The following is a 19483-nucleotide window of genomic DNA, read 5'->3' as shown; positions in this document are numbered from 1 at the left end:
TGGCCCTTTTCAGGCGCGATAAGACATCTTATATCTTCGGATAAAGGATGCCCCTTCTTTGAGGTGAGAAACACTTGGAAATTAGTGTTTGTCTTTAAAAGAAAATAGTGACTTTATGTGCTATGTTGCGGGCGAGCTGGCTTAAGGTGGACCAGCGCAAGGTGCTCGATGGCACATCGGTCTTACAAAAAGAAGAAAGAGACTGGAAACCGTGATTTTTGGTCGAAAGAACAAGCCCAAGTTTGCCGAGCGCATGCGCGTATTGCTGTGGCCGCGTCGTAGCTGGAAACGGTCTGGCGTCTATTATATCAAGCGGGTCTTGCGCTTGACAGGGTCTCCCTATGCCATCGCGGCCGGGGTTGCGGCTGGTGTCTTCACCTCTTTCACACCTTTTCTGGGATTTCATTTTCTCATCGCGTGGGCCATCGCCTTCTTGATCGGCGGAAACCTGCTCGCTGCTGCAGTTGGCACTGCGGTCGGCAACCCGCTGACATTTCCGTTCATCTGGAGCGCGACCTATTCCACGGGTTGTATGATACTGGGACAGCCGATCATGCATCACAAGATTCATGCACTGCAGCATGGGCTCTTGTCGCAGTCGCTCTCGGCTATTCTGCCAACAATAAAGATCATGGCCGTGGGTGCCTTGCCAGTTGGCATCGCGGTGGCGCTGATCTTTTATTATCTGACCAGACACGCCGCCCGGTCCTATCAGCATCGCCGCAAGGCGCATCTGGCGCGCAAAGCCTTTGAGGCTGGACGTTGGCGCAAGGAACTGGCCGAGCATACAACGGATATCACCTCCAAGGCCACAAGCAGCTAAATCAGATCATTGCTGCCGCTAATCAGGCAATTTGCGTCTGCGTTCAGCCGACTGAAGGGCTCAGCCAGCAGCTGCCCGCAGGCGATCACGGACGGCGCGCCGTCCGCAATGCTTTTTTCTATTAAAAAATCGGTCGGATTATTTCGCTTTGTCCGGCCCCGTTTTGGCATCCACCATTGTGGCCTGAATGAAAGCGATTGTTTCCTGCAGCTTTTGCTTTTCCCATTCATTCAGATCAACAGGCAATTGCTTGATGATCCCTTCCCGACCGATGACACACGGCATGCTGAGGGCCACGTCGCCATCATGACCATATTGGCCGCGCAACGTGGTTGATGCGGGATAGATGCTGCGCTCATCCAGCAAAACAGCCTTTGCCATAGTGATGGCAGATTGGGCAACTCCAGCATTGGTCCAGCCCTTGCCGTTGAGCACTTCATAGGCGGCTGAGACAATGCTTGTCTTCACGACATCCGGATCTTGAATATTGCTGGAGGGCGCCAGATAGTCATCAATGGCATCAAACGGAATGCCGCCCACAGTCACATGGCTCAGCACCGGAAAAGCAGTGCTGCCATGTTCACCCATCATGTAGCCGGAAATCGACTTGGGATCGACCTGATAGGTGTCGGCGATCAGCTTCCGCAAGCGGGCTGAATCCAGCATTGTGCCGGTTCCGAAAACGCGGCCCTTGGGATATCCGAATTCGTTTTCCGCAATATACACCATGGTGTCGAGCGGATTGGTGATCAGGATGACGATGGCGTCCTTGGTATATTTGGTGATGCCCGTCATCACCTCGCGAATGACCTCGCAGTTGGTCTTGGTCAGAAGCGTGCGATCAGGTTCGGCCTTGGGGTTATCCGGATCTGGAATAACGCTCGGACCAGCAGCCACAACAATCACGTCAGCATCAGCGCATTGTTCATAGCCGCCAGCCTTGACATCCACATTGTTCATATAGGTCAGGGCCGTTGCCTGTGCCTGATCCAGCGCTTCGCCATAGGCAACATTTTCCAGAATGTCGATCACGCCGATTTCGGCGAACAGGCCTGTCTTCATGGCGTCTGCCAGCACGTAAGAGCCAACATGGCCTACGCCGACAACAACCAGTTTATTCTTGTTCATCACAGTACTCTCTTTTGGGCACATATTGAGCGGCGAGGCCGCCACGTCCCTTGCTTTTTATCTTCCAAGCAGAGTGCTGTCCTGCCTCCTTCGGGCATCGCGGCGAAGCTTTGTTCGTCATGGCGAAAAGTGTGCGGTTTGCCTTTGCGCAGGCCAACCTGACTGGGCTCAAGACACATGGTCTCAGGGCTCGCCCCGATGAGGCAGGAGAACACTCCGATCAGGAAGATAAGACTGAATCCGGGAGGATCTGTCCAACGATAACCGAAAAGACCGTGCTTCTCCAGCCATGGCCCGGTTCCTTCCCCTGATTAACAGCCCGAAAGGAGCTGTGCCCCACCCTCGCAACATGTAGCGAAAGCCGGGGCACACAATCTGCACATTAGGGATGGCTCATTCAGACATGCTGGCCGCCATTGACGTGAATTTCGGTGCCGGAAACATAGGAGCTGGCATCCGAGCACAGATAGAAGACGGTTTCAGCCACCTCGGAAGGCTCGCCCAGACGCCGCAGCGGAATGGTCTCGACCATCTTCTCGGTGCCCGGTGACAGGATCGAGGTGTCGATTTCTCCCGGTGCGATGGCGTTCACCCGAATACCGTGCGGACCAAAATCGGCGGCCATTTCGCGGGTCAATGTAGACAGCGCCGCCTTTGACGTTGCGTAGGCCGTGCCAGCAAAGGGATGCACGCGCATGCCCGCAATGGACGTAACATTGACGATGGAGCCCTTCGCGGCACGCAGCTCTTCGATCAAGCCGTTTGCGAGCATGATGGGCGCAACAAAATTGACCGTGAAAACGGTGTGCCACAAGTGCGGCGGAGTCCGGAGACTATCGAGCCGCTGGCCATTTTCGTCCTTAGGGCTGATGGCCGCATTGTTGATCAGCGCATGCAGCCTACCGCCTTCCGATTCCAGGCGTTCCTTGACGACGCCGATTGCCCTGCCGATGCTTGCCAGGTCACTGAGGTCCACCTGAATGTGGTTCTCCTTGCCCATCGGCCAGGGGCATTTTTCATCAAAGGGCTGTCGGGAACAACTGAGCACCCGCCACCCTGCATCAGAGAAGCGCTTTACAGTGGCGTGACCGATGCCACGGCTGGCGCCGGTAATCAAAAGGGTTTTTCTCTCGTTCGAACTCATATCTGGTTCTTTCCAATGGAAGCTGCGTACTTGTGCACTATCGTTTTTATTGAAATGGGAACGGGCAAACCGCCCCTCAGGCTAGATATCCTTGATGGCCTCTCGCAATCCGCTCATGAAGAAGTCAAGCGCATCGGCACCAAATGCCAGCGGCGGGCGGATTTTGAGCACATCACCGCCCGGGCCGGACGCACTGATGAGAATGCGCTTTTTCTTCAGCGCATTGACGAGGCGGGCAGTCCGCCCCCTTGGATCATCTCCGGCAATCTGCACACCGATAAACAAGCCACTGCCGCGGATATCGCAAATGACATCCCCTTCTCTGGCAAGACTTTCCAGATCGGCACGGAAGGCGCTACCGGTTTCTAGCGTCTTATTCAGCAGACCTTCATCACGAATGATATCCCAAACGGCCTGCGCCGTGGCAATGGCCGTGGTGTTGCCGCCGAACGTGTTGAAATAGCGGGTGCGTTCACCAAACTCGGCCACGACATCAGGCCGCACGACCAATGCTGCAACAGGATAGCCATTGCCCATTGGCTTGCCCATGGAGACCATATCCGGCACTACACCATGCCGAATGAAGCCCCACATTTCCTCGCCCGTGCGGGCAAAACCGGGCTGCACCTCGTCGGCCACAAACAGCCCACCGGCTGCCCGAAAGGCGTCAACCGCGGGTTTGAGGAAACCCTTGGGGTGGCTGAAAATGCCGTCGGAAGAAAAGATGGTGTCGACATAGAGAGCTGCGGGTTTGATGCCTCGTTCTGCCATGGTGGCAAGCGCCTTTTCCACGTTGGCACGCATGATTTCGCCTTCCTGCTCGCCATGCTGACCGGTCGGGGCGGGAATGGTGAAGACATTTTCATCTTTGGGGGCGCCTGCGCCCAGAGAAGGAGACATGGCTGCCAATGCGATGGTGACGCCGTGGTAGGCATTCTCCGTCACGATGACGCCGGTACCGCCGGTTTTTACCCGGGCAATGCGCAGTGCCAGGTCGTTGGCTTCCGAGCCTGTGCAAGTGAACATGATGTGAGACAGGGGATCGGGAAAACTCGCCAGAAAATCTTCTGCAAAATCGACAATGTTATTCTGCAAATAACGTGTGTGGGTGGTTAGCATAGAGGCCTGCCTGGCCATGGCTTCCACCACGCGCGGATGGCAATGGCCCACACAGGCAACATTGTTGTAGGCGTCAAGATAGGCTGTGCCCTCTTCATCATAGAGCCACACCCCTTCCCCACGCACCGGATGGAAGGGCTCTTCATAAAACAGGCGATAGGCTGGCCCAAGCGTGTCGGTGCGGCGTTGCAAAAGAGCTTCATCGCCCGCAGACAGGATTGCCTGCCCCGGCACGAAGGCATTCGCCATGGACTGGTCTTGCGGCATCAGGACATCTCCTTGTGTGGTTTGGCCTCGGCTCTATCAGCCAGAGCCTCATAGAGCCCATTTGTATCCAGATTGGTCAGATGCCTGATCCCATTGGAAGCCAACGCCAGATTGCGCGTGATATAGGCCCTGTTTTCCGGATAACGTTGGGCACGCCAATTGGCGACCGTGATGATAGTGGCAAAGCGGGCTGCGACAAAATCAGCAGACAACTCAACCTCGGCAGGGGTCAGAGGACAAATGCTGTGCCAGCGGGCAAGGAACCGTATGAGGGATGCTCCGACATCGGAAAAGTCGAGCTGATAGCCCGCAGCGATCGCCAGTTCGCAAATGCGGGGCGAACGCACCATGTCGCCAAAATCCAGCACGCCGATTTCCAGATCAGTCTCATCTTCGGCCACCAGATTTTGCGGATTGAGATCTCCGTGAATGACCTGCCATGGCAAGTTATCAAGACGTGGCGCTATTCTTTCATCAAATGCATCAATCACCGTTTCGACCAGTCCCCGCTGTTCTGCCTCTTCGATAAGGGGCAACATGGAGCGCAGGGTTCCGGCATTCTTGATGTCCCAGATCAGATAGTGATCAGCTCCGGGATGCGCGAACTCTTTAAGGGCATTGACCAGTTTCGCACCCGCAGTGGCAACCGCAATTGCCAGATTGGGCGATTTGGGAAGCGTTGAGCTGAGGCTTCCTTCAACATAGCTTAGAAGCCGCGCACGGGAGCCGTTTTCCAGCTCCTGCCACAGCTCTCCCGAAAGCGTCGGCACGGCCCGTGGCACGCGCAGGGATGGCGCCGTTTTTTCCAGATGCAGCAGAGCCTTGGTCTGGAAATCGGTTTGCTCTTCCGGTTCCATCTCATTGGTGAATTTGAGCACATAACCTTTGCCGTCATCCGCGCGGAGCAGGAAATTGACATCGCGCTCAGAGGTCAACTGCTTGAGGCTACCGGTGAGACCGAAGGTCGTTTTGGCAATCGCGCAAGCCTCCTGCTGTGAAATCGCGGGTGGAGGCGTCGTCAGAAGCGATCCGATATCTGGGTCTACAGTGGTCATTGGCCGGTCTTCTCCAATTATTGTGTCTTTATAAAGAGCGCTGTGATGATGGCCATCAGGTGTTGGATTGCCAGTAAGGGTAAGTTGTTTGGATAGAAACGGGTTCGAGTGGCAGAAATTTCACCCCCGATACGCGCCTCTTGATCATGTGCCATCCGACACCTTGTCGAGCATACGTACCAGCGGAGCGCCTCCCAGAGTCAGGTCGCGCTCAACAGCAATGGCGACGGCCTCGACATCCTTGTTGCGCACCGCTTCGAGAACCTCGTAATGGTGATCGATCATTGCCCGTCCGGCTTCGAGATAGCCATGAGCAATCAGAGGACTGGTTTGCAGCCAAAGGCGGCGCAGCACTCCATAAAGCACCGGCATGGCTGACATTTCGACCAGCTTGAAATGGAATTGCTGATTGAGAGCCGCGCCGCGAACGCCATCGCCTTCGGCCATGGCTTCTTCATTCTCGGCGATCAGGCTTTCAAGCGCGGTGACATCGGACAGGGTGGCATATTGCGCGGCGGCCTTGGCGCTCATGACTTCCAGTGGCAAACGAATTTTGCGGATTTCCTCATAGCGCGCGCGGCTGAGAGTCGTGACATGGATAGAGCGCGGCGAGCTGTAGATAACGGCCTCGTCATAGTGCAAACGCAAAATGGCATCACGCACTGGCGTGACGCTGGTCTGCATCTCTTCAGCCAGCTCCCGGATTTTCAAGCGCTTGCCCGGAAGATAGTGCCCTTTGAGCAGAGCCTCGCACAGCCTGTCATAGACCATATCAGAGAGCTTTTTGCCTTCTTGTTGCGATTGCATATACAAACTCAATCCAGTTACAGTGTTTCACGTAGTATGGAGGCCGCACTTTTGGCGATCTGCGTCGCGAACTATGGCGAGCTCCATTTATGATGCATCGAAATCATATCTTGATGCATCATCTTAATCAAACAAAATTGTCTCCTCGCCCTCGCCGATCTGCGACTCGCCAAGGCGCCCTTTTCTCAGGCAAGAACCGGATGCTTCATACGCACCAGTTGGGCCCCTGCCCTTGTTGATTTTCAACACGAAAAAGAATGGGCGTGGCGCGCCGGAGGCATGCCCCCCCGAGGCGCCACAGCCCTTATGAAATGCCAGGCCCGACGCTCTTCTGCATCGCGCCACCGGTGCGCATACGCACCAGCATGATCAGACAGGCAACAAGAATGGTGCCAACAATGAAGACAAAGGCCGCGGCTGCAATGGCCGGAGACACATTCTCGCGAATGGTGGAGAACATCTGTCTGGCCAGCGTGCGCTGGTGAGGCCCTGCAATGAAGAGCGTCAGGATCACCTCATCAAGCGATGTCGCAAAGGCCATCACAGCCCCAGACAGAATGCCGGACAGGCTGAGCGGCAGGGTCGTCGTGCGCAAAACCGTGGAGGGCGACGCCCCAAGGCTGGCGGCGGCCAACTCGACGCGAGGGTCGATACCCGCCAATGAGCCTGACACGCTGACATACACGAACGGCATAGCGATCACCGTATGCGCCACGATCACACCCAGATAGGAGTTGGCGATGCCCACATGGACGAAGAAGACCTGCATACCCACACCAAGCACCACAGCGGGTACCACCATTGGCAGCAGGAAGAAGGTCTTGAGCACTCCTGCAAACAGCGAAGAATAACGCCGCAGCCCTAGCGCAGCCAACGTGCCAAGGGTGGTTGCAAGCACAGTCGTGCCGCCACCGATGATCAGACTGTTGGCGATGGAGCGGCGCCAGACCGGCTCGGTCACCAGCTCAGTCAACCAGCGCATGGACCATTCCGGCACCGGATAAGTGAGCAGCGCACTAGAGGTGAAGGCCAGCGGCAGAATGGCTGCCAGTGGCGCAATCAGAAACAGCATCACAAGAATGCCAAAGGCTTTTTTGACTGTTGGGAACATTACGCGACTCCCTTCTTTTCAGCCGAAAGACGTCCATAGACGACATAGAGCAACAAGGTGATCGAGAGCAGAACCAGACCGAGCGCGCCAGCCATTCCCCAGTTCGCCGATTCCGTTGCATAGAAGGCAATCACGGAGGAAATCATCTGGTCGGACGGGCCGCCGATGAGAGCCGGTGTGATGTAGTAGCCAATCGAAGACATGAAAACCAACAGCGAGCCAGAGGCAATGCCCCTTGCCGAGAGAGGCAACATGACTTTCAGGAAGGCAACGATCGGGTGTGCTCCTAGCGAAGACGCCGCCTGCATGAGATTACCCGGCATGGACAAAAGCACGCTATAGATCGGTAGCACCATGAAGGGCAGCAATACATGCGTCATGGCGATGATGACACCTGTGCGTTCGAAAATTAGCGGGATGGGCTGATCGGTAATCCCCAGAGCCTGAAGGGCTGAGTTGATAAGGCCGTTATTCTGCAAAATGATGAACCACGCCGTGGTGCGTACCAGAAGCGAAGTCCAGAGCGGCAGCAACACTGCGGCCAGCAACACGTTGCGCAACCAGCCAGAGGTGGAAGCGATGACCATGGCGAACGGCAACCCAATTGCCAGACAGGACAGCATCACCGACAGGCTGATGACGAATGTCCGCGCCAGAATGGTTCTGTTGGCCGAGGCATCTTCGGGCAAAGCCACAATCTGATTATGTTTATCTCGGCCATAATCAAGCGCTGCAAGCAGATAACGGTCAGTATAGGGCGAAGATGCCTGAGCAATGGTGTGCCACCATGCCACCTCGTTCCAGCGCTTGTCGACTTCGCCCAGATTGATCGGGCCATCGGTTTTTCGAATGGCGCGGCGCGTCTTGCGCATGAGCGTTCTGAAGCCGGATTTGGCGCTGTTGAGACGCCGCACGACCGCGCCCATTTCCTGCCGATCCGTCGTAGCACGAATGTCGGCGACAAGTGCGTCCTGCAGGGCAGCAGGAACCGGTGCCTTGCCGTTCCATTGGGCGGCGATGGCGCTAGTCTGGCTCAGGGTGTTGTGAACGACGGGGTCTGATACGGACTGTTTGAGCATGGCGATGATCGGCCAGACAAAAAACAGGGCCAGAAACAGCACCAGCGGAAGCACAAGCGCCGAGGCTTTGAGATGTGGGCCTAGTCTTGCAGTCATGGCAGGATCACCCGTGCATTCTGAGGCCGAAAGCCGATGAAGACCTCATCGCCGGGATCATGCGGCGGCAAATGACGGCCAAGGCGTGCCACCAGCTTTGTGCCATCCACCTCGATATCGGCTCGCAGGTGATCCCCCTGATAGACCACATCGCTGATGCGCGCGGGCATGGCATTCTCCAGCCCTTCGGCACTATCGCCCAGCTCGATATGTTCCGGCCGCAAGGAGAGCAACACTTCTGTTCCGCGGAACAGGGTCACAGGGCTGGTCACTTCCAGATCCTTGCCCGTTTTAGTGGTCACCGAACAGCGGGAATGGTCTCCCTCGCGATATTTGACGGGAATAAGATTGGTTTCGCCAATAAACTCGGCGACAAAATGCGTGTTTGGTCGGTCATAGATATCCTGTGGCGTACCGATCTGTTCGATTTTGCCATGGTTGAACACAGCAATGCGGTCGCTCATCGTCAAGGCTTCGGACTGATCGTGGGTGACGAAGACGATCGTCAGGCCCAGATCCCGGTGCAGACGGCGAATGTCATATTGCATTTGCTCGCGCAGATTTTTGTCGAGTGCGCCAAGGGGCTCATCCATCAAGACCACATTGGGCTCAAAGACCAGTGTACGGGCCAGCGCCACACGCTGCTGCTGACCACCGGACAGCTGGCTGGGGAGTTTTTCGGATTGGTCGGGCAACTGCACCATCTCCAGCACGCGATTGACCCGCTCTGCAATCTCGGCCTTGGCGACGCCTCTCCTCTTGAGCGGAAAGGCAATATTCTCAGCCACAGACAGATGGGGGAACAGGGCGTAATTCTGGAACACAACCCCCATATTGCGCTTGTAAGGCGGAGTCCGGTTCAACACGGAGCCTCCGAGCAGAATATCCCCTGCGGTGGGATCTTCAAAGCCAGCCAGCATCATGAGCAAGGTTGTCTTGCCCGATCCGGATGGACCAAGGAGCGAGACAAACTCGCCCTTGTTGATGGTCAGATCGAGATGGTCAACAACGGTCAGGGACCCGAAGACTTTGCTGACTTTTCGGAATTCAATATATGGCTGCTCGGTCATTTTTCTTCCTGCAACGTATGACAAGACAGTCTCGGGACAAGCCGGTCTATCCTACGCCTGAGATCACAAGGCAAACGCACCCGTTCGGGAAAGCTCTCGCCTCTCGTGAACAAACGGATGAGAATGCGTGGAGGAAGCGCATGAAGCGGGGCTGTGCTCCATGCGCTTGCCTTTTGCCTTACTGGGCGAGCCAGGCGTTAAAGCGCTGGTTCAGGGCTTCGGAATTATCGATCCAGAAATCGATATTCAGCGAGAGCGCCTCTTCCAGGTTTTCCGGCGTGGTCGGCACATCGGCCTTATACTCATCCGGCACCATGCTGGAGGCTTCCTTGTTGGTCAGCCCGTAGGCGATATATTCAGGCAGTTTTGCCATGTTTTCCGGCTGGCTGGCAAAGGCGATGAAATCCTGAGCAAGCTCCTTGTTTTCGGCATCCTTGAGGATCACCCAGCTGTCGACAGCATAGATGGAGCCAGGCCATACGATCTTGAAATTCTTGCCTTCGGTCTTGTTGATGCTGGTGATACGGCCATTGTAGGACGCGGCCATGGCCACTTCGCCAGACGCGAGGAATTGCAATGGCTGAGCGCCGGATTCCCACCAGACCAGATCCGGTTTCAACTCATCCAGCTTGGCAAAGGCCCGGTCGATGCCTTCCGGGGTGGAGAGAACATCATAGAGCTCATCAGCCGGAACACCATCTGCCAAGAGAGCAAACTCGAGGGTGTATTTGGCGCCTTTGCGCAGAGCACGTTTGCCCGGGAATTTCTTCACATCCCAGAAGTCAGCCCAGTTTTTGGGGCCATCACTGAGCTTGCTGCCATCATATGCCAGAGCCAGAGACCAGACGATGGTGCCCACGCCGCAATCACTGACAGCGGCGGGCATGAAGGCATCTTCGCCCCCCATCTTGTCCCAGTCGATCATTTCGAAGATACCGTCATCGCAGCCAAGGGCCAGCTCTTCGGCTTCTACCTGCACGGCATCCCAGTTGGGAGCACCGGCCTTTACCTTGGCCTGAAGCACGCCATAGCCACCATCCCAGCTTTCATCCAGAACCGGCTTGCCGACCTTTTCAGAGAATGGTTTGAAATAGATATCCTGTTGCGCAGTCTGGTAGCTACCGCCCCAGCTTGTGATGGTCAGGTCGCGGGCCTGAGACGCGCTTGACATGGCGCCAAGAGCAAGAACAGACGCCAATAGTGCCCATTTTTTCATGATTTTGTTTCTCCGGTAGGTTGATTGCTTTAAAAAACGCCGGGTTGTCCCGATCTATCTTTAAGGGTGAAATCCTGGGCTGCCGAAGAGGCGCTTAACGCGTCTCGGCAACCTTGTTCAGCGCACGCAGGACGATTGCGAACATTTCTTCAATTTGCTCTGCGGTGATGATCAGTGGTGGGCAGAAGCAGATGGCTTCGCCAATGTTGCGGATGATGCAGCCTTCTTCCTGAATGGCTTCTGCCACAGCCAGTGCTGCCGCTCCGGCCCCTTCCTGCTCCCAAGGGGTCAGCTCAAGTGCCCCGATGAGGCCGATGCCGCGAGAGGAATCCACGAGCGGATGCTCGGCCAGTTTTGCAAGGCCATCAAGGAAAGTCTTTTCGAGGCGGGCCGCATTACCAACCAGATCGCGCTCGATGATGATTTTTACATTCTCAAGGCCAACGGCGGTCGCCACCGGATGCCCCGAGGCTGTGAAACCATGGGCGAATACACCGATCTTGTCGGATTCATCGGCAATCGGCTGGTAGAAATTGTCATTCATCATGATGGCCGACAGAGGCATGTAGGATGATGACAGCTGTTTGGAAATGACCAGCACATCGGGTTTGATGTCATAGGTTTCGCAGGCGAACATCTTGCCGGTACGGCCAAAGCCACAGATCACCTCGTCGGCTACCAGCAGAATATCATATTTTTTCAGGATGACCTGAACGCCTTCCCAATAGCCCTTTGGCGGTGTGAGCACGCCACCTGCGCCCATGACCGGCTCGCCCCAGAAGGCAGCGATGGTTTCCGGCCCTTCCTTGACAATCAGGTCTTCCAGATCCTTCAGCATGCGAGCGGTGAAGGCCTCTTCGCTCTCGCCGTCTTCACCGAAATGGGGGAAGGACGGGCAGGATGTATGGACCATGCGATCAAGCGGCAAGTCGAAGCTTGTGTGGTTTGCCGGAATGCCGGTGATGGAGCCCGCAGCAATCGTCACGCCGTGATAGCCCTTGATGCGTCCGATGATCTTTTTCTTCTCCGGCTTGCCCAATGCGTTGGAGCGATACCAGACCATCTTGGCCACGAGATCGTTGGCCTCTGACCCCGACGAGGTGAAATGCACCTTGGACATAGGAACCGGCGCGATGCTGATGAGCAGCTCTGCCAGATCAACCGACGGACCGTTGGTTTTGTAGTTGAAGGAGTGATAGTAAGGCAGCTTTTGCAGCTGAGCGGCGGCCGCTTCAACCAGCCGCTTTTCACCAAAGCCAACAGCGACAGACCAAAGACCGGCCAGCCCTTCGATATAGCGTTTGCCGGTGTTGTCGTAGACATAAACGCCATCGCCGCTTTCAATGACGAGGCCGCCCTTTTCTTCGAACTTGCGCAAATTAACGGCTGGGTGCATGTGGTAGGCGATATCGCGTGCTTCAACTGAATTGGGCGTAATGCTCATGATGCAGATTCCTGATATTCTTTAGTCGACTGATCGTACGAAGGGACCGATAGGCTTCTGAGGGGAGATCCCGCTCGGTACATCATCCAATGTGGATGTCCGCGAATGCGTTAATTGCATGCCCGAATGGACGTGTCTGGAGGGTTTGGTCGGGGCGATGGTCTTTTTGCTGCGATATATTCAATTGGAATTATGATGCATCATGACTATGATTTGATGCATTCGTCTTTTCAAGATCAAATATCCATCGGTTTTCTCGCGCTCCGCGCCGGACGCAAAAATGAATATTAATTCAACATTATCAATTGCTTACAAACAAATTGAAAGATCCATAGACTTTCGCATGATAAAATTCGGTCGAAGCGATGGCTAATTTTTGATCAAAGCCGGATAGTATATTCAAGCCTGTTCAGACTCAGCCTGACGCAGTGAAGCCCCCAAAATAAAAACCCGCGGCCCCAGGCAAAGGATGCCAAGGCAGCGGGCTCATATGATCTTGGCCCGCATCGCAAATGAACGACGCGGAGGCTCATGGTCGATAGTCAACCGATCGCAACGACCAGCTGGATCTCGACCGGCGCATTGCCGGGCAAGGTGGCGACACCTACGGCTGCGCGGCTGCCGATTCCCTGAGGGCCGAGCGTTTCGGCCAGATAGGCAGACGCGAAATCGGCCAGTTTGGAATGGGCGGCAAAGCCCTCCTCTGCGGCGATGAACACGGTCATGCTCAGAATGGCGGCGACCGCTTCGCCCCCAGCAAGCTGGTTGCGGGCAGCGACCAGTGCGTTGGAGCACGCCAGAATCACGGCATCCTTATAGCTCTCGATCGGCTCTTGCGCCTTGACCGGCCCTTCAAGCTGCAGCACGCCAGCCTTGCGCGGCGTCATACCTGAGGTGAAGACAAGATCTCCATGGCGTTTGGCGGCGAGATAGTTGCCCTGCGGGATCGGCGCATCTGTTGTTGGACGGGTCATGTGCGATACCTTTCTACGAGCGTTGCCAGACGTTCAACCGCGGCAACTGAAGCAGCGTGATCCTGAGAAAAGTTAAGGCGGATGCTGTTGGCCGTATGGGGGCTGAATTCGGTGCCGGGTGTGACGACGACGCCTGCCTGAACCCGCAGGATTTTCACGAAATCCGCAGGAGAGACAGACAGATCTGGCAACGCAGGGAACAGGTAGCTGCCAGCCTGTGGCGTACGGGCGCTAACGCCTTCTATGGCGCGGAAAAGCTTGAGCAAATCGTCACGGATAGCTTCATGCTGGGCGATACGGTCATCCATCCAGCCGGCGGGCTCATGGAACCAGCCACGCAAGATGGCCTGACTGTAGCCAGCAGCCCGCAGGCTGACGATCGCCTGAAGCTTCTCCATACGCGTGATGATTTTGCTTGAGCCATAAGCAACCCCAAGGCGGAAACCGGAAAGGGATTCGGTCTTGGATGGCCCCATGATGGTGATGACATTTTCCGGATCAATCGGCTCGGCGCGCAAATGGGTGTAGGCGACATTGCTGTAGCGCAAGCGTGAATAGAGCTGGTCGACAATCACCGTTGCACCATAGCGCTCAGCCAATGCGGCAATGCTTGCAATCTCTTCCTTTGAATAGACGACACCAGCCGGGTTGTTCGGGTTAGAAAAGAGGAACAGCTTGGCCCCTGCCTTGAACGCCTCTTCCAGTTCACCGAGATCCAGCCCTGCAGTGCCCTCTTCTGCCTTGGCATAATGCAGCTGCACCGGCATCATTTCTCCATCGAAGAACTGAACCAGCTTGCGGTTGGCAAAATAGTCCGGCTGCACGATGGCAACCTTGTCGCCGCGGCCAACCGTAGCAGCCATGGCCAGAAACAGCGCTCCTTGCGTGCCCGGCGTAATGATAAGGCCGTCAGCAGCATCAACCGGCGCACCGGTGAAGGCAGCCAAATCGGTCGCGACCTGCTCTCGGATACCAATATCACCGCGATATTCGGTGTAGGCCTGCGCCGCGCCCTTGCCAAATCCCTCTGCGAACAGCTCAAAAGAGCCCGGTGTGGGCTCGTGGGCATCCACATCCCCGTGAGAAAAATCGACGGGTCGCCCTTCCAGTGCGTCTCCCCGCATCAGGTCTCCAAGACCATCCACCCCCTGCCGGACTTCCTGTCCCGGAGCATTGTCTGTGCCGAGCATCCTGAATTTTGTTTCCAACGACATGCAAAGCTTCCTTTTGTTTTGCCTCTCCCCAAAAGGGAATTTGTTTCAATGGCTTCCTGTGCATTGCACGCAAGCATGCGGCCCTTTGAATGCACGGCGCGCCTGACCGGACGAAGCCAGAGAGCCAACTGCAGGCCATTTTAGTTTGACCCCACAAAATGGCCTTCTTCTTGCTAGGCAATATACAGAGCAAATTCAAACGCCTCAGTTTAGCGCCAAAAGCGCAGAAACATGCTGGTTTCATTCTTAGACTAATGGACCTTTTTTCACGGTCGGCCCAAAAAATCAGCTCAAATATTGTGCACCCTCTTGCGCTGCCTAATTTTCCATCGTATGGTCGTCCTTGTTTTGACATACAGGTGGCATACCGAAATTGCAAGTCGATTTCTGCCATATAAGAATAACGCAATCGCTACACCGAACGATGAGGGTTACATACCGATGAAATCAGCATTCCGCGCAATTCTCGCAGCTGGCACCATTGCATTTGCTGCTCAAGCTTACGCAGAAACCAACTGGGATATGTCTGTGGTCTGGCCGCAGGGCAACTTCCATACCCAGGACGCCATCACATTTGCAGACACGGTCAAGGAAGTGACCGACGGTGAAGTCGTTATCACCGTGCATGCGGGCGGTTCTCTTGGCATCAAGGGCCCAGAAGGCATGGCCGCTGTTCGTGATGGTCTGGTTCCGATCGCCGACATCCTGATGAGCCAGCAGGTTGGCGAAGCACCGGTTCTGGGTATCGAAAGTCTGCCTTACCTCGCTCCGACCATGTCCGACCTTGCGCTGCTGCACAAATATTTCCGCCCGAAAATTGAAGAAGTAGCCGAATCCATGAACCAGAAGCTGCTCTACATGGTTCCATGGCCCGGTCAGGCTGTTTACACCAAGAACCCGATCAAGACGATCGAGGATCTGGACGGTGTCAAACTGCGCGTTGTTGACGCAAACGGCCAAAACTTCTTTACCGCACTGGGCGCAGCTCCCCTTCAGATGCCTTGGGGTGAAGTGGTTCCTTCCCTCGCAGCAGGCACCATTGAAGGTGTGACCACCTCTTCCTCCTCAGGCGTTGACGGGTCCTTCTGGGAATTCATGGGCAACATGAGCACCTTTAACTGGCAGGCATCCAGCAACCTGGTCACCGTTAACCTTGATGCATGGAACGATCTTTCCGAAGAGCATCAGGAAGCCATTGAAAAGGCTGCCATCAAGCTCGAAGGCGATTTCTGGAAAGCAAGCCGTGCAGAAGATCAGAAGAAGATCGCTGTTCTGGAAGAAAACGGCATGTCCGTTACCGCTCCTTCTGCCGAGCTAAAAGCCGAGCTGATCAAACGCGCCCAGCCGCTGTGGGAAGAGTTCAAGGAACGTGTTCCTGAAGCTGCTGACTATATCGACGCCTATCTGGCCGTTCGTAACTGATCAAACGGGCCGCCCCTTCCCTCGTTCGGGGCGGCCTTTACACTTTTTTTGCCAGACACGAGACCTGTGTTCACACTACAGACTATTCTGGCTAACGCCGTTTGCAGGTACATACCATGCCAGTGTCCGAGGATCGGAAATTTTCGGCAATCACAAACCCGATCGATCAAATTAGCAGTTACTCCTGCATAATTGGTGGCGTTTGTCTGGTTGCCATTTTTGCACTCATCGCCGCAGAAATCACCGCTCGCAACTTTCTTGGCACCAGCCTCCCCTTTAGCTGGGATTTTGCGGCCTATATGATGGGGGCCTGTATCTTTCTCTCAGCAGGCGCAACCCTGAAAGCTGGTGGCCACGTCCGCGTTACCGCCCTTCATGATTATCTTCCCCCCAAAGGCCAGCAAGTTCTCGATGCCGTTGCCTGCCTGATCGGGCTGGCCATCGCGTTGGTTATTCTCTATGCGGTCAGCGATATGGCCATGCTCTCGCTCAAGAGAGGCTCGACCTCCTCTTCTGTCGTTCGAACTCCTTTGTGGATTCCTCAAGGCTTCATGGTTGTTGGCGCCCTGGTTTTCACACTTCAGATGTTCGCGCAGGTGCTCCGCACAGTGGGCGGCGAAACCCTACATAATGATGCAGATATCGAGGACCAGCTGTAATGGGTAAACTAACTCTCACTCTTGTCGGCCTGCTTGCCCTGCTTCTGGGCGCCGGTGTCTGGGTTGGCCTCGGCCTAATCGGCACGGGCATCCTGACGATGTCGATTTTCAAATCAAGCTTCCCAATTACAAAACTGTTGGCCCAGCAGATCTGGAACTCCGCCGTCAGCATGGAAATGCTGGCTCTGCCGCTGTTCATTCTCATGGCTGAAATCCTGTTCCGCACCCGCCTTTCTGAATCCCTGTTCAGCGGGCTTGCGCCATGGACCCGTCGTCTGCCAGGCAGAATGAGCCATATCACGGTTCTGGCCTGCACCCTGTTTGCCGCCGTTTCCGGCTCTTCTGCCGCGACCACCGCAACGGTAGGCCGCATCACGGCAACCGAGCTGCTCGGACGTGGCTATGATCGCCAAATGGTAATCGGCAGCCTTGCCGGAGCCGGGACGCTCGGCTTCCTCATTCCCCCATCGGTGATCATGATCATCTATGGCGTGTTAGCCGAGGAATCGATCCTCAAGCTGTTCATGGCTGGCATCATTCCGGGCGGCTGTCTCGCAGCAACCTATATGGGTTATCTGGCCATTCGCTCAACGCTCAACCCTTCGATGGTTGGTGAGGCTACGCCTTCCACGAGCTGGAAAGAAAAGTTCGAAGCCCTGATCGGCCTTGGGCCCGTGTTGCTGCTCATCCTTTCCGTCATCGGCTCCATGTATGGCGGCATCGCGTCCCCCACCGAAGCTGCTGGCGTCGGCGTGGCTGGCTCCATTCTGATCGGCCTTTTCCAACGCTCGATCAACGCGAAGAATCTGGCTGAGGCCGTCTATCATGCCGCACAGACCGTCTCGATGATCGGTTTTATCATTGTCGGGGCGATGTTCCTATCGGTATCGCTGGGCTATCTGGGGCTGCCGTCCTTTATCGCAGGCTACATCCAGTCTCTGCAACTCTCGCCGCTTGTGTTGATTTTGGTGCTGCTGCTGTTCTATGCGATTCTTGGCTGCATCATGGAAGGCATGTCCGCGATCGTGATGACCTTGCCGATAACCCTGCCGCTGGTACTGGCGGCGGGATATGACAAGGTCTGGTACGGGGTGTTCCTTGTTTTAGTTGTGGAAATGGCTCAGATCACACCTCCGGTTGGCTTCAATCTTATTGTGATCCAACGCCTGACAGGCGACAAGATCGGCACCATCGCACGCGCGGCGATGCCATTCTTCTTGATTATGGCAGCGTTTGTGCTCACGATTGCTGTATTCCCCGGAATCGTAACCTGGTTGCCGAACAGCCTTTCGGGCAGCAACTAAGGCCCTGCAATTCATGGCGGTTAGCGTGGGAGCTGTCTCTCTTCGCTAACCGTTTTTCGTTTAACACACGTTCGAGACATCCTCGGAAGTCATCGGATCGACTTGAACCACCAAAAGAAGGCACCGTCAAACCTCCATGACCGAACCGCTGGCAAAGCGTGCATACACGCAAATTATCGAGATGATATTCTCAGGCGAGCTGGAGGTCGGCGATGCACTGCAGGAAGCCAAGCTGGGTGAACAGCTGGATATGTCACGCACCCCCGTGCGAGAAGCCATCAACCGCATTCAAGCCGAAGGGCTGGCCAAAAAGAGCGGTCGCTTTTTGCGCGTGCGGCTGCTCTCGCCTGCCGAGGTGGAAGAGATTTTTTTCCTGCGCGGCGAGCTGGAAGTCTATTCCGCACGCATGGCGCTCAATCTGCCCAAGTCAACGCTGGAAGACATGCAATCACGCATTGAGGCCCTTTTGCAGGCCGGGCCCGGCGAAGGCGAAGAGCATTGGCAGGTGGATGAAGATTTCCACGGCATGCTCACCAGAGCCACACACAACCAGACCCTGATCAGCACGGTGAATGACCTGCGTCTGCGGACCTGCATGTTCGATCATACGCGAGTGCGGGGCCGGTTTCTGAAAGGCAATCAGGAACATCTGACCATCCTGCAGGCGCTTGAAGACGGCGACGAGGAGCAGGTCAAGGCGCGCATGGCACAGCATATAGACAATGCCAAACAGGCTATTCTTGAACGACTGGCAGGCTTTAGCGCAGCCGCGCCGGAAGCCTGAACACAGCATGGAGCGACGTCGGATCACCTCAAAGCGAGGACATCAAAACCATCGGACACGGGTATGAGTGAAAAAGAAACGCTGGCACAACAGGCCTATAACGCGATCAAGCAGAAGATATTGTCCCAGCAATATCAGCCCGAAGAGGTCTTGACCGAACGCGGGCTCGCGGCAGAGCTTGGCATTTCCAGAACGCCACTCCGCTCGGCTATTTCCCGCATCGAGAAAGAAGGCGTTGTCTATAGGCTTGACAATGGCGCCCTGCTTGTGCGCCGTGTTTCGGTGGAGCAGTTGCTTGAGATCGTACAGGTGCGCCGCATTCTGGAAGGAGCCGCCGCCGCCCGTGCCGCTGAAAACGGCATGACCGGTGCTCTCAAAGCGTCTCGTGACGTCATGGCGCATTGCCTTGACCCTGACACCAACATGGCTTTCGATGACTTCTGGGAGCTGGATGATGACTTCCACAATGCGGTCATTGATGCAGCAAATCTGCCCATGCTCAGCGGTATGATCCAGAAACTACGCGTTACGGCCCGGCGCTGCACCATCACGCGGGTGCATGATCAGTTTGCCGCGCAGGCGCAGGATCATCTGGCTGTCATTGCTGGCATCGAGGCGGGCGCTCCGGATGAGGCTCGGGCTGCCATGGAGCATCATTTCGACAATGTGCGCGTTCGTTTTCTGGACTGGCTGTCTCGGGTCTGAGACACGCTCTCACCATTGCCTCTGACACGCGGGTCACGCCCGCGCTTCCTCACTTTCGTCAC

General features: G+C 55.8%; 18 protein-coding genes. 6 read left to right on the top strand and 12 right to left on the bottom strand.

The features are described from left to right. Nucleotides 1–211: 211 nt before the first annotated feature. Nucleotides 212–823, top strand: a complete 612-nt coding sequence (locus tag BM258_RS00425; RefSeq protein WP_244544542.1) for a DUF2062 domain-containing protein — start codon at nucleotides 212–214, stop codon at nucleotides 821–823. A gap of 138 nt (nucleotides 824–961) precedes the next feature. Here BM258_RS00425 and BM258_RS00420 read toward each other — a convergent pair whose 3' ends face one another. The 12 genes from BM258_RS00420 to BM258_RS00360 form a co-directional block, all read right to left on the bottom strand. Further along, nucleotides 962–1951 (bottom strand): lactate/malate family dehydrogenase, encoded by a 990-nt coding sequence (locus BM258_RS00420; RefSeq protein WP_090067748.1) that lies wholly within the window; start codon nucleotides 1949–1951, stop codon nucleotides 962–964. A 397-nt stretch (nucleotides 1952–2348) separates the two neighbouring features. After that, on the bottom strand, nucleotides 2349–3095 hold the full coding sequence (locus BM258_RS00410; RefSeq protein ID WP_090067744.1) for an SDR family NAD(P)-dependent oxidoreductase: 747 nt from the start codon (nucleotides 3093–3095) through the stop codon (nucleotides 2349–2351). Between the two features lie 81 nt (nucleotides 3096–3176). After that, complete coding sequence (locus BM258_RS00405; protein ID WP_090067742.1) at nucleotides 3177–4481, bottom strand: aspartate aminotransferase family protein; 1305 nt, start codon at nucleotides 4479–4481, stop codon at nucleotides 3177–3179. After that, entirely contained in the window at nucleotides 4481–5536 is a 1056-nt protein-coding gene (locus tag BM258_RS00400; protein WP_090067740.1) for a phosphotransferase, read from the bottom strand. The genes BM258_RS00405 and BM258_RS00400 overlap by 1 nt, the downstream gene beginning before the upstream one ends. A 144-nt stretch (nucleotides 5537–5680) precedes the next feature. Continuing rightward, nucleotides 5681–6343 (bottom strand): GntR family transcriptional regulator, encoded by a 663-nt coding sequence (locus BM258_RS00395; RefSeq protein WP_090067738.1) that lies wholly within the window; start codon nucleotides 6341–6343, stop codon nucleotides 5681–5683. Nucleotides 6344–6647: 304 nt separating this feature from the next. Beyond that, nucleotides 6648–7454 (bottom strand): ABC transporter permease, encoded by an 807-nt coding sequence (locus BM258_RS00390; RefSeq protein ID WP_090067736.1) that lies wholly within the window; start codon nucleotides 7452–7454, stop codon nucleotides 6648–6650. Then, nucleotides 7454–8629: an ABC transporter permease gene (locus tag BM258_RS00385; RefSeq protein ID WP_090067734.1), complete on the bottom strand. Its 1176-nt coding sequence runs from the start codon at nucleotides 8627–8629 to the stop codon at nucleotides 7454–7456. The genes BM258_RS00390 and BM258_RS00385 overlap by 1 nt, the downstream gene beginning before the upstream one ends. Next, on the bottom strand, nucleotides 8626–9699 hold the full coding sequence (locus BM258_RS00380; RefSeq protein WP_090067732.1) for an ABC transporter ATP-binding protein: 1074 nt from the start codon (nucleotides 9697–9699) through the stop codon (nucleotides 8626–8628). The genes BM258_RS00385 and BM258_RS00380 overlap by 4 nt, the downstream gene beginning before the upstream one ends. A gap of 178 nt (nucleotides 9700–9877) precedes the next feature. After that, nucleotides 9878–10915, bottom strand: coding sequence for an ABC transporter substrate-binding protein (locus tag BM258_RS00375; protein WP_090067730.1), 1038 nt, complete (start codon nucleotides 10913–10915; stop codon nucleotides 9878–9880). A gap of 94 nt (nucleotides 10916–11009) precedes the next feature. After that, on the bottom strand, nucleotides 11010–12359 hold the full coding sequence (locus BM258_RS00370) for an aspartate aminotransferase family protein (protein ID WP_090067728.1): 1350 nt from the start codon (nucleotides 12357–12359) through the stop codon (nucleotides 11010–11012). Between the two features lie 542 nt (nucleotides 12360–12901). Next, entirely contained in the window at nucleotides 12902–13333 is a 432-nt protein-coding gene (locus BM258_RS00365; RefSeq protein ID WP_090067726.1) for a RidA family protein, read from the bottom strand. Further along, a complete protein-coding gene (locus tag BM258_RS00360) occupies nucleotides 13330–14547 on the bottom strand; it encodes a pyridoxal phosphate-dependent aminotransferase (RefSeq protein WP_090067724.1) in 1218 nt (405 codons plus the stop codon). Before BM258_RS00360 ends, BM258_RS00365 begins: the two co-directional genes overlap by 4 nt. Before the next feature lie 441 nt (nucleotides 14548–14988). Here BM258_RS00360 and BM258_RS00355 point away from each other — a divergent pair, with 441 nt between their 5' ends. The 5 genes from BM258_RS00355 (at nucleotide 14989) to BM258_RS00335 (ending at nucleotide 19421) form a co-directional block, all read left to right on the top strand. Continuing rightward, nucleotides 14989–15969 (top strand): TRAP transporter substrate-binding protein, encoded by a 981-nt coding sequence (locus BM258_RS00355; RefSeq protein WP_090067722.1) that lies wholly within the window; start codon nucleotides 14989–14991, stop codon nucleotides 15967–15969. Between the two features lie 116 nt (nucleotides 15970–16085). Continuing rightward, nucleotides 16086–16628, top strand: coding sequence for a TRAP transporter small permease subunit (locus tag BM258_RS00350; RefSeq protein WP_090067721.1), 543 nt, complete (start codon nucleotides 16086–16088; stop codon nucleotides 16626–16628). Then, entirely contained in the window at nucleotides 16628–17932 is a 1305-nt protein-coding gene (locus BM258_RS00345) for a TRAP transporter large permease (protein WP_090067720.1), read from the top strand. Before BM258_RS00350 ends, BM258_RS00345 begins: the two co-directional genes overlap by 1 nt. A 136-nt stretch (nucleotides 17933–18068) precedes the next feature. Continuing rightward, nucleotides 18069–18716 (top strand): GntR family transcriptional regulator, encoded by a 648-nt coding sequence (locus tag BM258_RS00340; RefSeq protein ID WP_090067718.1) that lies wholly within the window; start codon nucleotides 18069–18071, stop codon nucleotides 18714–18716. A gap of 63 nt (nucleotides 18717–18779) precedes the next feature. After that, on the top strand, nucleotides 18780–19421 hold the full coding sequence (locus tag BM258_RS00335; RefSeq protein WP_090067715.1) for a GntR family transcriptional regulator: 642 nt from the start codon (nucleotides 18780–18782) through the stop codon (nucleotides 19419–19421). Nucleotides 19422–19483: the final 62 nt, after the last annotated feature.

Source organism: Cohaesibacter marisflavi, assembly GCF_900115225.1.
GTDB classification, from domain to species: Bacteria; Pseudomonadota; Alphaproteobacteria; order Rhizobiales; family Cohaesibacteraceae; genus Cohaesibacter; species Cohaesibacter marisflavi.
The sequence above is the reverse complement of the archived record's forward strand: the minus strand, read 5'-3'. Positions and strand labels throughout refer to the sequence as shown.